Raw genomic sequence first — 18,113 nt, 5'->3', positions numbered from 1 at the left:
TGAAACCTTGATAGTAGTCACACTAAAAAGACGACTAACACTCCGCAATGACTATTATTTAATCTACTATTAACACCATTATCAAAAACTTTGGCACAAATCACATGAAAAGGCTCGTCGGCAGACACCTAGAAGAAATGGCGGACATACGATCCACCCGCAAGCAAAAAATTGTCCACTCCTTTTCACTGACTGCCGCTGCGTTATTCATTTTCTATACTTGGGCTTACTTCCAAGGCGAGCATTACACGTTGTCAATGTTCGAACTGTGCTTCGCCATCATTGCCATCTCGAACGCTTTATATGTAAGAAAAGTCATCAATCCTGAGTATTCCGAATTGATTTTGAGTGGTGTTCTTCTAGTTCAGGGCGTCATCCTATTCTTGTACAGTCACGCTATCCCCGACCGCATACTTTGGCTCTACCCAATTTTGGCCGCGGTCATTTTCATTAATGATTTCCGAATTGGCATTATCTTCAGCACCTCGTTTTGCCTGTTCATCAGCACCTTGATCACAGCAATGCCTAGCAACTTTTCTTTACCATTTAACAGCACACACAGATTTGTCCTTAGCTTATTTACCATGAGCTTGGTGTGCCACACATCCGCCTATTACTACACAAAAGCCGTCAGTTATATTCAACGCCTGTATAAAGAAGGCATTGAAGATCTCGCCTACAGAGATCAGCTAACCGGCTTGGCAAACCGTTGGAGCTTTGAACGCTGGGCGACAGAAAAACTAGCAACAGTAGATAGTGAGCGATCACTTACGGCATTAGTCTTTTTAGATATTGATGACTTTAAAGGCATTAACGACAGCTACGGGCACGATGTGGGAGACAGTGTCTTACAGCATTTTGCCAATCGCTTGAGCAACAATATTCGAACCAGAGACAGAAAAAGCCATGAATACGATTATTCCATCGCGCGCTTTGCTGGAGACGAGTTTGTTCTGATGCTCTACGATGTGCCAACTCGTAAAGATCTAGACGGCATTCTAGATAGGATCTGCGGGCTGTTTGAAAGCGGCTGCCAAACAAACGAGAGAATCAAGGAATTGACGTTAAGTGTTGGGGTTGCTTTATACCCGCAAGATGCCCAAGAATTGCATGAGCTGACGAGATGTGCTGATAAAGCGATGTATGTTGCCAAGCATTCAGGAAAAAACCGATATGCTTATTATCACGACAACCCAGTATCGACCCTGATAGAAGAACTACCAACGAGCCTTGTTAGCTCAGCACCAGATTCATCTGAACTTGAAGATTGCTTTGAAGCGAAGATTGAAGGGAACAATGTTACGCTATTAAAAACGCGCCAACGCTAGCCATTCCTATAACTGAGCGGCGCTGCTAACCTGCAAGATACATAAGCCAAAGGCTCACTAACCCGATCATAATAATCCATATGACTTGACGTGTTCGGTTTGGGTTATTCCCTTTAGGTCGCCTCACTACGGTTTTAAAAGCGGCTTGCTTAGCTGACTCAATAAACGGCGCTTCTATCTCACGTTTTTTCACGCGGCGTTTAACGGCGCTGTTTGCAACCTCTGTAAAACGCTGACTTTGCTCCGTTGTAAAGTCGTTATCAAAACCCATCCGACCATGCCTTTCGCCATGTTTTTGCTGAACTGCCATAGCGGCCTCCTTGGCGGTCTACTCTCTATTCAAGTATAGACATAATTTCATATTGTTACCTGTTCAAGATTTTCGAATAAGTCACTCAACGTTGTGCCATCTTCTTTTTAAATCAAATTACATAAACTACAGCTATTCAAGTTTACGAGGGTTTCAAAATGACGAATGTAAGAGCAGTAGATCATGTGATTGCAGCACATGCCACCTCAGATGGTGACGGCGTCAAAATCCAACGACTCGCAGGTTTTAACAACGCACGCTTCTCTCCATTTTTAATGATTGATGAACTGAAGTCGGATGAAAGCAAAGACTATGTTGGCGGCTTTCCTCCACATCCTCACCGTGGGATAGAAACGCTCACTTATATGCTCCAAGGTCACTTCCAACACAAAGACCATATGGGGAATGTTGGAGAGCTACGCAGCGGCGGCGCTCAATGGATGGCCGCAGGCCGTGGTGTCATTCACAGCGAAATGCCAATGATGGAAGAAGGTGCGCTACATGGTTTTCAGATTTGGATAAACCAACCTGCGACACACAAAATGCAACCGGCGCAGTATCACGATTTCCAAAGTGAAAGCATCGCGGAACATCAAAGTGAACAAAGTGGCTTGTTAAGAGTGATTGCTGGAGGGTTTGAACTGCACAACCAAATTGACGATGATTCAGAGGCTTTACGAGCGCAGGGTCCATTACAGAAAACAGGTGTGCCATTAAGCGTTGCGGATTGGCGCTCTCATTCTGGGCAAAAAGTCACGTTAGGGACTAATGTTAATCACAATGCCATGACTTACGTGTACAAGGGTAGTATTAAGATCGGCGACAAAGTGATCAACCAAGGTCAACTTGCCCTGCTCACCAAAGCTGACTTGCTGTCTTTGGGTAGCTTGGAAGATTCAGGGGTACTGATTTTTTCTGGTGAACCGATTAATGAACCTGTTGTGCACTATGGTCCGTTTGTCATGAACTCGATGGAAGAGATTGAACAGACAATTCAAGACTACAACAACGGTGTGTTTGAGACTTACTGATGTCTTGGCTTTGAGCTTTGAGCTTTGAGCTTTGAAGATTGAAGATTGAAGATTGAAGATATTTTGCAACGAACAACGATTTGGTCATCCATTTGATGACTACAAAAACAAGTGACACTATCCACTGCCGGTTACTATCACTTATTTAACCACGCTCCTAGAGCGTGGTTTTTTTCTATTCAATCAGAGACAAACGATGCCCTGATTGAACAAATTTAGATCTGATTACAAGTACTCACATAGGTAAGCCGTCGCTTCTTTTACCTGTAGGTCGAATGAAGAGTCACCCGCAACGTCAAAAGACTCACCAGATTGGTATGTCGTCCAGTCATGATCACCAACACGCTTTACAATCAAAGCACCTTTAACAACGGTCATCTTTTCTGGAGCCGCAGTACCAAAAGTGTACTCACCAGCCGCCATTACACCAACACTCACATCAGCACCAGACTGGTTAAACGCTAACGACTTAACGCCGCCTTCAAAGTATTTGTTTTCTTTAATCATTGTACTTCCTTGTTATCTTCAAATTGCAATTATTGAGCTCACCGAGTAAGCCTATGCGTAAATTTAGGTGATAATTGTTTTAACCAATTCGAGACTTTCCTACAAGAAATAAATACGCATAGCTTAAGCATTTCTGGAATTCGCTTTCATTGATAGCGTAAATACTGAGGAGCAAGGCTAAAAATCACTAACGCAACCACATTTATTAGAACATTCGATCCTGCTTCTAACTCTTAGAACAATTTTTGCAAACTAAGGTTTTAGTTAATAGAATCTAAAACAATATCAGTCGAAAAATGAAGAGATAATGGCAAAAAAGCCGACTAAAAGCAGAGATCTATTTGCCAACTCGTTACTCTACGGCTTCCTATTAGCTGGCTTTATGGTTGCCCTCACCGCCGGCTATTTTGCTTACCAAGCCCACCAGCAATCTGTCAGCCCAAGCAACGTCTATGGCACATGGATAGAGATTGCGGCGCCACCTTACAACACCGACATCCTGACACTTTCAGAAAACGGTGTGATGATGAATCATCGTCTTATCACTACCTCATTCGATTTTGACGGGAAGATCGTCACGATCAACACTGGCTCTGGAACCACCGTTTACACCATCAGTGGTACTTACGATTCGCCTCGCTTAAAGCGATTAGAGCCAAGCGTACCATCTCAGCAATTTATTAAAGAAGGCTACGAAGATACTGCGACTGGTGATACCCATAGTGTCATGCAACAACGACGCGCTTCCTTAGCTGAGCAATTCAAAAGATAGACCTCGCTTCTCCTTACTCCGAACTGCAGTCGCCTTCTAGTTTACTCGTCGATCGACCCCGCTCGCTCAACATACTTCACTTTGTGATTCTGCTTCAATCCACAGTATTTTCTTATAGTTTGTCGCACCTTTTCATAACTTCATGTCGTGAATTTTCACTTGTGAGATTTTCCTACTGAAGGGTGTTTTATTTTATAAAACATGGACTCAGCCTCTCATTCATTAAGCAACAGAATTGTAACAAGATACAATTTTTTAGTTGTCCATCGAAAACGGATTTATTTTCAGTTATGAAATTAAAACTCTCTCGAATACTGACTGGGAAGCTCCTTCAAAACTGATTGGAGCCGTTTATGGGGCCATTGGGTTCTCGTAATCTTCAAGGAATGAGAGAAATAGTATGATTCGTATAAATACCTGTGCTGCAAGCATTGCTCTAGCGCTATCTGGTACAGCATTAGCTGCTCCAACAGCACCTAGCATCGACATGTACGGTTCCAACAACCTGCAATTTTCTAAAATTGAACTCGCGATGGAAACCACCTCTGGCTACAACCAGATGGTGAAATATCACGATAAAGCAAAGGTCGACGTTAAGTTCAACCAATGGAGCGGAACGTCAGGAAACACGTACAACATCTACTTTGATGGCGTTAAAGTAGCCACCGGCCCAATCACTGGTAGCCAAACCACAGCTTCTTTCGAATACGGCCAAGGCGGCTTATTTGAGATGGAAATCGAAGCGTGTGACGAAACAGGTTGTAGCAAGAGCGCACCAGCTCAAATCACGATCGCTGATACCGATGGCTCACACTTAGCGCCACTTGCGATGAATGTGGATCCGAACAACAAGTCATACAACACAGATCCAAACACGGTAGTCGGTACTTACTTTGTGGAGTGGGGTATTTACGGCCGTGATTACACCGTTGATAACCTACCCGCTGACAACTTGACCCATATCCTTTATGGCTTCATCCCAATTTGTGGTCCAAACGAATCAGTTAAATCAGTAGGCGGTAACAGCTACAACGCACTCATGACAGCTTGTCAGGGTGTTAACGATTACGAAGTGGTGATTCATGACCCTTGGGCTGCTTTCCAGAAAAGCTTCCCTCAAGCGGGACACGAATACAGCTCACCTATCAAGGGTAACTACGCAATGATGATGGCGCTAAAACAGCGTAATCCTGATTTGAAGATCATCCCATCGATTGGTGGCTGGACGCTGTCTGACCCGTTCTTTGATTTCACAACCAAAGCCAACCGTGACACCTTCGTTGCGTCTGTTAAGAAATTCCTAAACACATGGAAATTCTACGACGGTGTGGATATCGATTGGGAATTCCCTGGTGGAGGCGGTGCGGCGCCAGACCTTGGTGACCCAGTAAATGATGGCCCAGCTTACATAGCCCTGATGGCAGAACTTCGCGTGATGCTGGATGAGCTAGAAGCGGAAAACGGTCGTACTTACGAGCTCACTTCTGCGATTGGTGTCGGCCACGATAAGATTGAAGACGTGGACTACGGCGATGCTATCCAATACATGGATTACATCTTCGCAATGACTTACGACTTCTATGGTGGTTGGAACAACGTATTAGGTCACCAAACAGCGCTCAACTGCGGTAACTTCATGCGTCCTGGTCAATGTGATGGCACAGGCCTTGATGAAAATGGCGAACAATACACAGGCCCAGCTTACACCACAGACAACGGCATCCAATTGCTGCTTGAGCAAGGCGTTCCTGCGAACAAACTTGTTGTTGGTACAGCGATGTACGGTCGTGGTTGGGAAGGCGTATTACCATCATCACTTTCAGATCCTAGCGACCCTATGACAGGGGTGGGTAATGGCAAACTGAAAGGTAGCTCTGCGCAAGGCGTATGGGAAGATGGCGTTATTGATTACAAAGGCATTAAGGCGAACATGCTTGGTGCAAACAACCAAGGCATCAACGGCTTTGAATATGGTTACGACGAAATGGCAGAAGCGCCTTACGTTTGGAACCGCACTTCAGGTCAGCTAATCACATTTGATGATGACCGCTCAGTTAAAGCAAAAGGCGCGTACGTTCGTAGCCTTGGTCTTGCAGGTCTTTTCTCTTGGGAAATTGATGCAGATAACGGCGACATCCTGAATGCAATGCATGAAGGTCTTGCGGGCGGTACAACAGAACCTGTAAACCGCAAACCAACCGCAGCTGCAGGCGCAGACCAATCGGTTGAAGGTCCAGCTTCTGTTTCTCTAGATGGCAGCGCTTCAAAAGACAGCGACGGTACAATCGCTAGCTACGCTTGGTCACAAGTAAGTGGTTCGGCAGTAACGTTAGCGAACGCTAATGCCGCTGTTGCAAGCTTCGATGTGGTTGAAGTCGCTCAACAAGAAGTACTCACGTTCAGCCTAACGGTAACTGATAACGAAGGTGCTACTGCAACGGACACCGTTGTTGTAACCGTACCCCCTAAAGACACGGGCCCAGTCAATACAGCACCAGTTGCTGTGGTTACGGCTCCGGCTGAAGTTAATGCGGGTGATGCAGTCGTGGTTGATGCTTCGGCTTCGAGCGATGCTGACCAAGACACATTGACCTTCACATGGGATGTACTTGCTGGTATTGATGCAACGGTTCAAGGTTCTTCAGTGAGCTTTGTCGCGGCGGAATACACGCAAGATACAACGCTGAACTTCTCTGTAACAGTCAGCGATGGCACAGAGGCATCAGTAGCGGCTACTTCAGTGAAAGTTCTTAAGAAAACCACAGGCGGCGGTACGTGTACTAACGCTTGGGATTCAGGCGCGGTTTACACTGGTGGCGACCAAGTGACTCAAGGCGGTAAGATTTGGGAAGCGAAATGGTGGACAACCGGTGAAGATCCAACAACGACAGGCCAATGGGGCGTGTGGAAAGAGATTGGTCCTGCAAGCTGTTAACTAAAAATAGGGTTGAGCTAAACACCAACTAAGCATCAACTAAATCCATAAAACAAAGGCCAACCAGATAATGTCTGGTTGGCCTTTTTATTTATGTTTTCTGACCTTTGAGCTTACGATCTTTTTACTGGCGTCCTACTGACTTACGATCGTTGGACTTAGCCAATCAAGTTATCAAAGCTCTCGAATACTTGTGGGCACTTCATTACTCGCCCATGGCCCTGCCCTTGAGTCGCAATTAAAGTAACGCGACCCATTTCATTAGCAGCACGCTGAGACACATCAAACTTAGTAAACTTGTCTTGCTCATCATGAACGATGATCGTTTGAGACTCTCGAAGCGCTAGCTTTCCATAGGGATCAACAGACTGAATTGGGTAGTTAAACTGCTCTTCTACTTCTCCGACTACCGCTTCAAACAGTTTCATTGAGTAACCTGAACGCGCGACGCTGCCAAATAGGTTTTCTAGATAATCCAACACAGGTGCAATCAGCAATAATGGCTTGTTTTCCAATTTAACGTGCTTACATTCCAACGCAGAAGCCGTACCCATGCTGTGACCGACCAAACCAGCTACCTCACCTACCGAATCGAGAATCGCTTCCAAACCATTTACAAACGCAGGAATATGACCATGTACACCATCGCTGCCACCATGAGCAGGATGATCGTAAGCCAGAGCCGTAAAACCTTTGGCGGCGATGTGTTCCATCAAAGGGAAGAACTGACTCGCGGTGCCAGACCAACCATGAGTCAGCACCCAAACAGGCCCCGTACCTAAAGAATAGGTTTTTAAAACGCCATCACGACCTTCAATTTCACTCTTGATAAGCCCTTGGGGATCAGCATTTTTTTGCTCGGTACGCATTGGAGTGAGCAGCAGCTTACGTGCCGTTTTCTTCGCATGGCTCGGCGCTAAGATGTAATGCAGATTGGTTGTTGCGCCAATTAAGCTGCGCTTGAAGCTGAATTTGTTCGATGTATTAAAGTAGATTTTGTCACTCATGACCGTTCCTTGTATCGCCATCATCATTGGCGGATCGAGCTCGGCCCTAAAAAATCGAACGACCGTGCTATTTGTTGGTATAAAAAATGGCGATAGCGCTTTTTATGACTGCTTGCCGCCACTTCTCTTAAAGTCTTTTGCAAACCGTAGTTACGCAAAGTCACATGCTTTACGAGTTCAATAGTTTGCGAGCTAAGAAGCTTACAAACTAACTGGTTTGCAAACTCTATGGTTTGCCGAACTAAGTGATTTACGAGTTAAACCGCCTTCCAGCTAGCGATTAAGCGCTCTACACCACTCCAAAAGTGGGTGTGGCTCGCTTGTTGGCCTCGTAACGAGTAGAACAAGTTCGCACTCAAGTAGAGGCCGTATAACTCAAAGGTTGCCTGTTTAGGATCTAAATCGGCTCTGAACTGTTTGCTCTCAACCGCTTTTGCTACCTGAATCGTCAAGTAATCAATCCACACTGAAATCGTTTTCTGCAGTGCTTTCTGAATCACAGACGTTTCACTGCCCGCATCTTTCCATGCATCAATAAACATGCAACTGCCTTGGAACGAATGGTTCCAGCCTAGCCAATTGTCGAGCAACTGTTTCAATTTCGCTTCAATATCACCATCCCCCAGCTCTCTTGCGGGAATGATGACTCTTTCAGTGAATATGGCGTTGGAATATTCGAGTACAGAGAGTTGCAGGTTCTCTTTAGAGTTGAAGTGTGCAAACAAGCCACTCTTAGACATGCCACACTGCTTGGCTAACTCGCCAATCGTCAAACTCTCAAGCCCATTCTCACTCGCAAGCGCGAATGCGTGGCTCAAAATATACTCTTTGGTTATCTTTCCCTTGCTCATTATTCACCAATAATAAATCTGATACATTATTTTTAGCACGTTCGTTCTTTTTTTCAAGATTTTTTACTTAACCCTAGGTATTCATTTTGTCTTATCAAAGAACTGTGGAAAAATGCGACAGTATTCAAAGGAATTTGAGTTAACCGATTATTGAGTTTAATAACTAGGGAAAGAGAATGAACACACTTTGGGAACAGTTTGCGTTTTCGGCGTCGGTAACAGGCCCTATCTGTTTAATGCTGTTTCTTGGTGTGATGCTCAAGCGAATCGGCTTAATCAATGACAATTTCATTGATGTCGCATCTAAGGTCGTCTTTCAAGTCACCCTGCCCGCAATGCTATTTCTGAGTATTGTTCAATCGAATCACAACTTTTCAGCCAGTAGCGCGTTAGTTGCGTTTGGCGTCATCGCTAACTTTGTCTTTTTCTTGTTCACGATTTTCTCGACCAAGTTGGTATTCAAAGGTTCGAAAGATCAAGGTGTGATTGTCCAAGGTGGATTTCGCGCTAATACCGCGATCATCGGCCTCGCCTATGTGGCTAATATCTATGGCAACCAAGGCGTGGCATTGGCGGCTATCTATGTCGCATCTCTAACCGTGCTGTATAACATTCAAGCCGTGATTGCACTGACACCCAAAGGCGAAGACACAGGCGCGAAAGCGATTAAAGTAATCGCTAAGTCGATTACCAAAAACCCATTGATCATCGCTATTTTCTTAGCGGTCGTCTTCTATGCGCTTTCTATTCCTATCCCAAAAATGGTCACTGACGCTGGTCAATACTTTGCCAACATGACGTTGCCTTTAGCACTGCTTTGTACCGGTGGGTCGCTAGACATCAGCTCACTCAAACAAGAAAAATTGTCGACGTGGTTCGCCTCTAGCTACAAGTTAATTGCCTCACCGTTACTGATTACACTGGCGGCTGGGTACTTAGGATTTGAAGGGCTCGATCTCGGGCTTATCTTCTTGATGAGCGCGGCACCAACGGCAGCGGCAAGCTACGTTATGGCTCGTGCGATGGGAGGAAACTCAACACTGGCGGCTAACATCATCGCGCTTACTACTGTTGTTTCTCTTATCACTTGTACTCTCGGTATTTTTGTACTTACTGCAATGGATTTAATATAGCTGCGACAGGCTTCAAAAAACCGACACAAGCCTTGAAACAAAGGTCATAAGCCTTGATTTAGGACTAACTGGTTGGGCATAAAGACTGCTAGATTTCGTAAAAATTTTACTAAGAGATCTGATATGTCTTCCGTTCAACATACGCCTTCACAACACATCGCCAGTATCGAGTTAGGCCGAGTGATTGCTATCTTGGCGATCATTGGTTTACACGGTCAAATGGCACTCACTTATTGGCAAATAGATGAAGTGCCTTGGATCGGTTATATACTCAACCAAACCGCTCGTTTTGCGGTACCTCTATTTTTCCTAATTTCCGGTTATCTTATTCAGCCCAAGTTGACTGCAGCCCCCTGGCAGACCGTCATTAACTACTCTAAACCACTGCTTAAGGTTTGGTTGGCATGGAGTATCATTTGCTTAGTGATGCCATTCAACCTCGCGAAAGTAGAAGAGTTTGGATACCTAGGTGAGCGCCAAGGCTATTGGGGTTTCTTAATGAACACGCCACTTAACTCTTTCTTAGAAGGTGGATTGGTTCATTTATGGTTTATTCCCGCTCTCGTATGTGCCGTTTTGATCATTGCTTTGATAGTCGAAATGAAACTCGACAAACTGCTATTCCCGGCGGCCATTGTACTTTACGTTTATGGTGTTTTGGCAGGCAGCTACGCTACGCTAACCGGGTTAGAAGCACCCTTCTTCACGCGTAATGGCCCGTTCTTTAGCACGTTAATGGTGACCTTAGGTTTCCTTATTCGTCAGAATCAATGGAAGGTGTCATCAACTAAAGCGTTGGGGTTATTAGCGTTAGGCATGTTGATTCACTTTGCTGAGGCGGCATGGCTCACCACGTTCGACGTCGGATTCAACATGAATGATTTCTTGTTTGGCACGGCGCTGTGGGGGATGGGCGTGTTCATGTGGCTTTTAGCAAATCCAAACATGGGTAACTACGCTTGGGTTCGCGCCATTTCAAATCGCATGCTGGGTATCTACGTCAGCCATCTGCTGATCATTATCGTGTTGTTCAATGTCTGTGGAGTGTTAGGCATTACGGAACTGGCAAAAGACGTTACGGTATTTTTTGGCACCGTATTGTTGAGCTTCGGGTTGGTTGTTGGAATCGAGAAAACACCACTACGACGTGTGCTACTTCGCTAAATCAGTTTTAAGAGCCACAAAAAATAAAGGCAAGATAACGGATTATCTTGCCTTTATTTCATCATGTCAGTAACGAGAGTCTGTCACTCGCTGGAGTGTTATCGGAACGCCATTGCGCCCTTGCCAACACCTTCATAAGCGACGATTTGTAGTGATTGGTTCTCTGCTAGGCTCGGTTCAACTTGATCCGCAATATAACCCGCAAGTAATTCCACCGTGGTATCGGTCGGTAAAATTTCCGTCTCACTCTTAGCAATCGCTAGCTCAAATTCGCCTTGTGGCGCGGTGTAGCGGAAGCCATAGTGACTTTCATCATTAACACTGTTCGCGTGTTCACTCAGGTTAAGTGATGAAACAGAAACTTGGTCTTCTTTAGAACCTAAATAAATGTCTTCCCAACGCTGAGCAAATGCTTGTTCGCGTTGCTCGTCACGCTGACCATCAACCACAATTTCTACTGGAGAACGGTGACCATGCGCGATGCGTTGGCAGTTGCCATCATGCTTTTTCAAACCATGGGTGTAGTGATAGAACGCGCCATTAATGTTCTCATGACGAAGGGTGATCTCTAACCCTGTGACGTTACTTGGTAGGTTATCGCGAAGAATATTGTAAACGTGTGCGGTCACACTCTCAATGGTGATCGCGTCTGCATCAATCAGACAATATGCTTCATCAGGGCAATGTAGATGAAGGCTCTTATCACCACGCAGCACGTCAACCTTAGAGTAGCCCGCTTTGCTCGCTTGAAGAACAATTGCAGCGTTTTGCATTGGCAGCAGCAAACGGTGATCAACATGCTCATCGACAAGCTGTTTGATCTGCTTTTTGACCTTGCTAAAATCCAGCACCATGCTCATTTCATTAAGTTCACCAGACATGGTGACATCTAAAATCCAACTATCTCCTACGACCCCTCTGTGTTCACAGATGTATGAAGAATCGATAACGGTAAGGTCTCTTACAAACAGGTTCAAGTTGAACTCCTTAATACTTTAATGAGATACGGGAGGCTGAATAATGTTCAGCAGGCACTTCGTCTCATTGGTGTCTAGATAAAATAGGACGGGCAGGATGTTACAACGCGCTTATAAAGTCCACCTTTTTACACCCTCTTCCGAGAAAAGAACAAACTACATACAATTTCCGCTAAAACATAGACCAGCCTGATGCGAATAGCCATAAACCGAGTGGGGATTCCCCGGCGTCTCACGACACATTTTGCTTTAGCCAACGGCGCGGCGACACTCCGGCAACATGTTGAAAAGCACGTGAGAATCCTGAATAGCTATTGTAACCCACTTCATCAGCGACCCAATTGATCGGCTTATTTTGCAATAACAGAGATTGAGCCACAGAGACTCGCCACTTTTGCACATAATCTCCCGGCGTTTCACCCACTTCTCGTTTGAACGCTTCAATAAACTGAGTGCGAGACATCGCGGCCAGTGACGCCATTTCGGCAATCGAATAGTGACGAGCAGGTAATCGATGAATAGCCGTAACCACAGGAGCCAATCGTGGGTGAGCAAGCGCCGAGAAAACGCCGCTATCAATTTTCTGTTGTTCGATGAGATGGCGGAAAATCAAAGCCATCAAGGCGTCACTCAATTTGTCCATTAAGTACTGCTGCCCCGACGACTCTTGGCTCGACTCATTAGATAACACCTCGATCACTGGCATTAAGTTAGGTGCCTCCTCAAGGGGAATCACTATCAAGTCAGGCAGAGCCGACAATAAAGGATTCATCTGCCCAGAACGATACTCCACGTTCGCGCACACGACTTCCGCACCGTCTCCCACGCCTTCAATCGCATGTGGTGTGCTATTCGGCAAATAAACAATGCAAGGCTGCGACAAATGCCTGTGTTCCGTATGAGCGCTAGACAAGCTCAACTCCCCTGCGCTCAATACATGAAGATGCCCCTCTTTACCTTGTTGCGCGTTAAATGACGACACCCCACACAGGTTTCCAGAATAGAAAACGCCAGTGCGTATCGAGAAATGTTCCATGAGTTGTGAAAGCAGATCCATGCATCCTCCGAACGATTCGCTTAGTTTTTAGTTCTTTTGTCCCTCTATAGACCGGACGAGTGGGCTAAATTATTTCAAACAAGATAACCAACACTGACAAGGAACTTGATATGTCACACATGAAATCGACCAGTCAAAAAATCACTCTATTGGCCGCGTTACTAGGCACCAGCTTTTCGTTAATGGCAGCAGACCTTGATATGAGTGTCGACAGCAATGATCTCGCGATCAAAGGCTATGATCCTGTCGCTTACTTTGCCAATGAAGGCCCAGTAAAAGGCACATCGGAGTTCACAGCGACCTATAAGAATGCGATCTATAACTTTGCGAGCAGTGAAAACAGAGATGAATTTCGAGCCAATCCAGAAGCCTATGCCCCTCAATATGGCGGTTACTGCGCGTTTGGAGTAGCCATGGGTAAGAAGTTTGAAACCGACCCTCTCGCTTGGAAAGTGGAAGATGGGAAGTTGTATCTGAACTTAGATAAATCGGTTCAAAAACGTTGGCTGGAGAATACACAAGAGTTCATCCAAGACGCCAACAGCAACTGGACAACCATCAAAACCGTAGAAGCCTATAAGCTCTAAGCTCTAGTCTATAGCGCTTATCCATTGCCCAAGAATAAAACGGAAGCGACCGAACGCTTCCGTTTTCATTGGGGTTTTCCCCAAAGAGGTAAACCCAAAGCGATTGGTAACACCTACAAAGCCCATTTCTATTCTATACTCCTAGCAGATAAGCTTTTCTTTTTATGGAAGAATAATGACATTACCTAGGATTTTGGTACTCGGCCTCTGCGCCCTATCGGCACTGACTTATGCCAACCCGTGGCAGTTCGTCAAAAGTGAAGATGGCATCATGATTGATAAAAGGCCACACAGCGAAGGCTTGGTCGAAATACGAGCACAGATGCAAACGCCCACCACTTATTCCGGTTTTCTGTTGTTGCTGGAAGACAGCGAGAACGTGCCAAACTGGATAGATAACGTGTCGCAAAGCCGTGTGTTGATGCAGATATCTGAGGCGGAAAACATCGTCTATACCCAATTCAAAGCACCGTGGCCTGCCAGAGATCGAGACATGGTGACCTACTCAAAATACAGCATCGAGGATGGGCAGTTTGTTTTGTCGATAAAGGATGCGTCGAACTATTTGGCGAAAGAGTCGGGGTACATTCGAATCTACGATGTGGACGCACTTTGGACACTGCAACCGCTGACTAATGGCAATACCTACATCACCTACACCGCGTATGCGAACGCAGGTGGCATTTTGCCAAATTGGCTGATGAACAAGTTATCGATAGGCAGTGCACTGAGCACGTTTAAGGGGCTAAAAGAACAGTTACCAAAGTACCAAGGCCAACAGCACCCTAACCTGCCAAATGAGTCTCGCTAACGATACAAGTCGATAAGTAAATGGAGGCATTAAGGTTAAAGATTAAGGTCTTCTAGCGAGGTCGCGAGCTAAGATAAGCGCCAAGCCAAATACTTGAAGAAACAGGGCGATGTTCTTATAGAAAGCCATTTTCTCATCAAGCCTTTGGATTAACTCAACCAAGGTCAGGTTATCCAAATAGTAATCATCAATTCGAGTTCGTTGCGCTTCTTGTGCACTGTTTATCAGCATCATCAGTTTCGGTAAGTGAGCCAAAGAGATACTTGGCACTTCGCTACTCACCCAACGCCTAAGTTGCCCACGCAGTGCTTCGTCGAGAACCGTGGTCGGCTGCACCGTTTCTGGTTTATCAAGGTGAATCAGGATCGCTTCACGCTTGCGCTCTAGGGTTTCAATCGTATTCCAAGCAAGCTGTATTGAGTACACATTGCCGTATTTGCGATCGTTGTATTCCGCTTTCTCAGCTTCAATTTTATCGAGCACCAAGCTCGACATGACAATCGCCATGATGTTGAGTATCAAGCCTGCGAGGACAATCGCCCAAGCAGGAGGAAGACGCAACGCCATAATGCTCCCTAGAACATTTTATCAAAAGGTAGGTAAGCTAAGTTTAGGACAATCAAAGAGATCATGCAGATAAGCGTTAACACCATCCCCACTTTTCGACCTTTGAAATTCTTCGCTAAGATCCCTTTCGCATGAATCACACGCCCCACAATAAACGCCACACCAATGACATGAATCAGCCACACACCGGCACCATTCATCTCTAACAATCCCATCAAAATAACGGTGATTGGGATGTAATCCATAGCGTTACTTTGTGCCGAACGTGCTATCTGTAACGACTCGACACCGCCATCAGCATGAGCAACAAGATTGATTCGCCTTTGCTTGATCACCTCTATTGCTAACCAAATCATTACGACCGTCAGCAAGGCTGCGTAAAGTGCTGTAACCATCATATTTCCCTATTATTTTGTGTTTACTCAGTGTTCTTTCTTATCTGTTCGACAACACCCGCCGAGATAAAATGAAAATCGCGCCCGAGCACTTGTAAGAGATCTCTCACACCGAACGTAAGAGATCACAATCAAGCTTCGCAGAAAATTCCTAAAATACAAACCCAAGCCCTTGTTTTGTATGAATCCACGCATATTTCTTTCGATCAGTGGGTACATTTATTTCTTGAGGTGGATTGTGAGTAAAGCCTCTGCAGTGTTTAATACACATGTCGACAGGGAGTTGGCAGGAACAGGAAAAAGCCTAACGGATTAGGTATCTTCAGGATGAAGATTTGATGGCTTAGGATGAGTTATCAGCAAGGAAGTTATGCTCTAGGATAGAGTCACTTGTCAGGATGATAAGTTTGCAAGGACACCGCTAGGACGGCGATGAATTGGATAGGTTAAAGGATTTAGCCACGTCAAGGAACGATGCAGGGAGCACCAGTTACCTATTGAAAGATAAGTAACGCGCAGTAGCAGGATGGCTACGAAAAGAATAGACCCCGTTTGGTGAAAGCCAAACGGGGTTTCCTTTTTTGTAACGTCTGAAAGCTGTTCGCAGCTAACCGTTCAAAGTCACGTTACAAAATAATGTTCATCAAGAACATTGCACCAAAGGCATTCAATACCGAAATCGCGATCATCACCGGGATGTAGCGACCTTCCGTACCAATTGGTCCCATAATACGGCCCATGTATTGCACCTGAGAACCCATCAAGTAGATAGCTGGCGCCAAGATTGCAATATGGTTGCCGTTCAGAATACCTTGGTCAAACAGCGTGATAACCACGCCCACTGCGCCACCCATCGACATCCACGCACCAATCAATACTGCTGCCGCTTCGCCAGGCAAACCAAATACCGCCATGATTGGAGCAAATACACTGCCCATCAAATCCAGCGCACCGGTGATCTGCAATGCCTTGATGATCACAAATGCCATCAGAACATTCGGTACTGTAGAGGTAGTCGCAATAACCCAGCCTTTCTTAGCACCTTCAACGAAAATATCAGTAACCATTGGTTTCTTTGCTTTAACTTCGCTCATTATGCTACTTCCTCTTCCAGTTTTTGTTCTTTGTCTGATTTTGGTTTGTCTTCTTTGCCTTCAGTAATGTTGAGGTAAATACGGAACAGGTTCGCGCCGACAAACTTAAAGATAAACATCACAGCGACAGCCAAACCAATTGACGATGTCACCGCTAAAGAACCGTCCATCGCGGTTAGAGTGAACAGCACCGCACCTGAAGAGAAAAAGTTAACGATCGCCGCACCCGCCGTAAACTGGAACATGGTGAACACATCGGTTTCACGCTTAGTGAGATGCCCTTCGTCTTTCAACTGACGTGTCATCGCTGCGCCAGCATCGGTACTTTGCAAAGACGCGATCAGTGCCAAGCCTGAGTTACCCGGAATACCCATTAAAGGGCGAAGCAGAGGTGTCAGCAGTTTACGAGCCGCATCCAGTGCACCGTAGTGCTCAAGTACGTTGATCATACCCAATGCAAACATCACGGTCGGAATAAGTGTCAAAGCAAAAATGAAACCGTCGCGAGCACCACTACCGCCTTTACCACGCAGTGACGTCGTTGCCGCTTGAATACCATCGGCCGTTTCACTCACATCGTAAGCGACCTTACCGAATGAACCGTTGAGCGTTGTAAAATCGAACACTCCATACCATTCATTGGACTGCATTAAGCCTGAAAAGAACACAATCGCGAACGCGAGTGCGATATAGCTGCCGATCGTGACTTTACGATCGGTTTTGGTTGGATTAGTCATAAGGACCTCTATACATCTCGTTTATGTGGAACAGAACACGTATAGATAGTGCAAACTAATGAGCGAAAGGTTAATGACCAAAATCAAATAGCGTATCGGTTTGAATAAAAGAAGCACAGCAACATATAAAACTGTGATTTGGATTTAAAAGCAGGACCATACGCTAAATAAATTAGAATATTTCACATACAAAACTAAACAAACCTGGCTTCAACAGCGCAACCAAAAACGCACACAATCACCACACAAGTCTGGCTTCTAGTGAGAAGTGTTTACCTAGTGCGATCTCTGATAATGCTGTAAGAGATCTCTTACATTGTTTTTCTGGTCAATTTTGATTCGATTATAATACAGAGACTTAAAAGGTGATTTCGCTTCAAAAATACAACCGTTTACTCTTAGTTGATTGAGTTTTGAGCCAAGCGCAAACAGTGAGCCATTTTATAAAGCATTTGAGCTTAATTCGAAATTTCAGCCCTCAGAGGTGCTATAGACTTCGCGCAGCCAATATAGAAGGAGAACGGTGATTACTATGGAAATGAGAACGCTTAAATATCAAGTAATGGGCAAAGGCATGTGGATCACTGCAACAGTATCTCGCGTAGTAGCGGACAAACTTGCGCTTGAATACCAATCCTATGGCTGGCCTGTTGAAGTATGTGCTGCAGAACAAACACTGACGTTTGATCTCAATGCTGCATAATATTGGCAATTTCGAATAAGCTCTATCGGCACTGAGTCCGGTAGGGCTTTTTCTTTAGTCTTTAACTTAAGTGTGCAAGACAGTAATTTTGAGCATGTAAGACCGTATTTCGTTCGTATCACAGTCTATTCCTTTCATTATAATCTA

General features: G+C 45.2%; 19 protein-coding genes. 9 read left to right on the top strand and 10 right to left on the bottom strand.

The features are described from left to right. Nucleotides 1-137: 137 nt before the first annotated feature. Nucleotides 138-1,328 (top strand): GGDEF domain-containing protein, encoded by a 1,191-nt coding sequence (locus MSG34_RS04275; protein WP_248336507.1) that lies wholly within the window; start codon nt 138-140, stop codon nt 1,326-1,328. Nucleotides 1,329-1,353: 25 nt separating this feature from the next. Here MSG34_RS04275 and MSG34_RS04270 read toward each other — a convergent pair whose 3' ends face one another. Then, on the bottom strand, nt 1,354-1,638 hold the full coding sequence (locus MSG34_RS04270; RefSeq protein WP_048610009.1) for a hypothetical protein: 285 nt from the start codon (nt 1,636-1,638) through the stop codon (nt 1,354-1,356). A gap of 158 nt (nt 1,639-1,796) precedes the next feature. Here MSG34_RS04270 and MSG34_RS04265 point away from each other — a divergent pair, with 158 nt between their 5' ends. After that, the gene (locus tag MSG34_RS04265) at nt 1,797-2,669 is read left to right on the top strand and encodes a pirin family protein (RefSeq protein ID WP_248336368.1); all 873 of its coding nucleotides are present in this window, start codon (nt 1,797-1,799) and stop codon (nt 2,667-2,669) included. Between the two features lie 225 nt (nt 2,670-2,894). Here MSG34_RS04265 and MSG34_RS04260 read toward each other — a convergent pair whose 3' ends face one another. Continuing rightward, the gene (locus tag MSG34_RS04260) at nt 2,895-3,176 is read right to left on the bottom strand and encodes a pyrimidine/purine nucleoside phosphorylase (protein ID WP_248336367.1); all 282 of its coding nucleotides are present in this window, start codon (nt 3,174-3,176) and stop codon (nt 2,895-2,897) included. A 307-nt stretch (nt 3,177-3,483) separates the two neighbouring features. Here MSG34_RS04260 and MSG34_RS04255 point away from each other — a divergent pair, with 307 nt between their 5' ends. Both MSG34_RS04255 and MSG34_RS04250 read left to right on the top strand, forming a co-directional pair. Continuing rightward, nucleotides 3,484-3,948 carry a DUF2850 domain-containing protein gene (locus MSG34_RS04255; protein WP_017065063.1) on the top strand — a complete coding sequence of 155 codons (465 nt, stop codon included), beginning with the start codon at nt 3,484-3,486 and terminating at the stop codon, nt 3,946-3,948. Nucleotides 3,949-4,348: 400 nt separating this feature from the next. Next, nucleotides 4,349-6,883, top strand: a complete 2,535-nt coding sequence (locus MSG34_RS04250) for a glycosyl hydrolase family 18 protein (RefSeq protein ID WP_248336366.1) — start codon at nt 4,349-4,351, stop codon at nt 6,881-6,883. Between the two features lie 158 nt (nt 6,884-7,041). Here the strand turns inward: MSG34_RS04250 and MSG34_RS04245 are convergent, their stop codons facing one another. Next, complete coding sequence (locus tag MSG34_RS04245; RefSeq protein ID WP_048610017.1) at nt 7,042-7,890, bottom strand: alpha/beta hydrolase; 849 nt, start codon at nt 7,888-7,890, stop codon at nt 7,042-7,044. A 257-nt stretch (nt 7,891-8,147) separates the two neighbouring features. Then, entirely contained in the window at nt 8,148-8,741 is a 594-nt protein-coding gene (locus tag MSG34_RS04240) for a TetR/AcrR family transcriptional regulator (protein WP_008216752.1), read from the bottom strand. A gap of 176 nt (nt 8,742-8,917) precedes the next feature. On the opposite strand from MSG34_RS04240, the gene MSG34_RS04235 reads away from it, so the two are divergent. Then, on the top strand, nt 8,918-9,874 hold the full coding sequence (locus tag MSG34_RS04235) for an AEC family transporter (RefSeq protein ID WP_048610304.1): 957 nt from the start codon (nt 8,918-8,920) through the stop codon (nt 9,872-9,874). A 123-nt stretch (nt 9,875-9,997) separates the two neighbouring features. After that, entirely contained in the window at nt 9,998-11,038 is a 1,041-nt protein-coding gene (locus MSG34_RS04230; RefSeq protein ID WP_248336365.1) for an acyltransferase family protein, read from the top strand. Nucleotides 11,039-11,136: 98 nt separating this feature from the next. Here MSG34_RS04230 and MSG34_RS04225 read toward each other — a convergent pair whose 3' ends face one another. Together MSG34_RS04225 and MSG34_RS04220 are read right to left on the bottom strand one after the other, a co-directional pair. After that, nucleotides 11,137-12,015, bottom strand: a complete 879-nt coding sequence (locus MSG34_RS04225) for a 6-carboxytetrahydropterin synthase (protein ID WP_248336364.1) — start codon at nt 12,013-12,015, stop codon at nt 11,137-11,139. A gap of 232 nt (nt 12,016-12,247) precedes the next feature. After that, nucleotides 12,248-13,072, bottom strand: coding sequence for an AraC family transcriptional regulator (locus tag MSG34_RS04220; RefSeq protein ID WP_061037713.1), 825 nt, complete (start codon nt 13,070-13,072; stop codon nt 12,248-12,250). A gap of 110 nt (nt 13,073-13,182) precedes the next feature. On the opposite strand from MSG34_RS04220, the gene MSG34_RS04215 reads away from it, so the two are divergent. Together MSG34_RS04215 and MSG34_RS04210 are read left to right on the top strand one after the other, a co-directional pair. After that, nucleotides 13,183-13,659 (top strand): YHS domain-containing (seleno)protein, encoded by a 477-nt coding sequence (locus MSG34_RS04215; protein ID WP_048610296.1) that lies wholly within the window; start codon nt 13,183-13,185, stop codon nt 13,657-13,659. Between the two features lie 175 nt (nt 13,660-13,834). After that, nucleotides 13,835-14,470, top strand: coding sequence for an START domain-containing protein (locus MSG34_RS04210; protein ID WP_248336363.1), 636 nt, complete (start codon nt 13,835-13,837; stop codon nt 14,468-14,470). A gap of 42 nt (nt 14,471-14,512) precedes the next feature. On the opposite strand, the gene MSG34_RS04205 is transcribed toward MSG34_RS04210, so the two are convergent. From MSG34_RS04205 to MSG34_RS04190, 4 genes are all read right to left on the bottom strand, one after another. Continuing rightward, nucleotides 14,513-15,037, bottom strand: coding sequence for a hypothetical protein (locus tag MSG34_RS04205; protein ID WP_017061527.1), 525 nt, complete (start codon nt 15,035-15,037; stop codon nt 14,513-14,515). Between the two features lie 8 nt (nt 15,038-15,045). Next, complete coding sequence (locus tag MSG34_RS04200) at nt 15,046-15,432, bottom strand: MAPEG family protein (RefSeq protein ID WP_050632578.1); 387 nt, start codon at nt 15,430-15,432, stop codon at nt 15,046-15,048. Nucleotides 15,433-16,058: 626 nt separating this feature from the next. Next, a complete protein-coding gene (locus MSG34_RS04195; protein ID WP_004737023.1) occupies nt 16,059-16,526 on the bottom strand; it encodes a YjiG family protein in 468 nt (155 codons plus the stop codon). Then, nucleotides 16,526-17,263, bottom strand: coding sequence for a nucleoside recognition domain-containing protein (locus MSG34_RS04190; protein ID WP_048610036.1), 738 nt, complete (start codon nt 17,261-17,263; stop codon nt 16,526-16,528). Before MSG34_RS04190 ends, MSG34_RS04195 begins: the two co-directional genes overlap by 1 nt. Before the next feature lie 532 nt (nt 17,264-17,795). Here MSG34_RS04190 and MSG34_RS04185 point away from each other — a divergent pair. Then, nucleotides 17,796-17,966, top strand: coding sequence for a hypothetical protein (locus MSG34_RS04185; RefSeq protein ID WP_162926817.1), 171 nt, complete (start codon nt 17,796-17,798; stop codon nt 17,964-17,966). The last annotated feature ends 147 nt before the right edge of the window (nt 17,967-18,113 follow it).

This window comes from Vibrio sp. 1CM2L, assembly GCF_023161695.1.
In the GTDB taxonomy this organism is placed as follows: domain Bacteria; phylum Pseudomonadota; class Gammaproteobacteria; order Enterobacterales; family Vibrionaceae; genus Vibrio; species Vibrio coralliirubri.
This window is presented reverse-complemented; position numbering and strand designations above follow the sequence as displayed.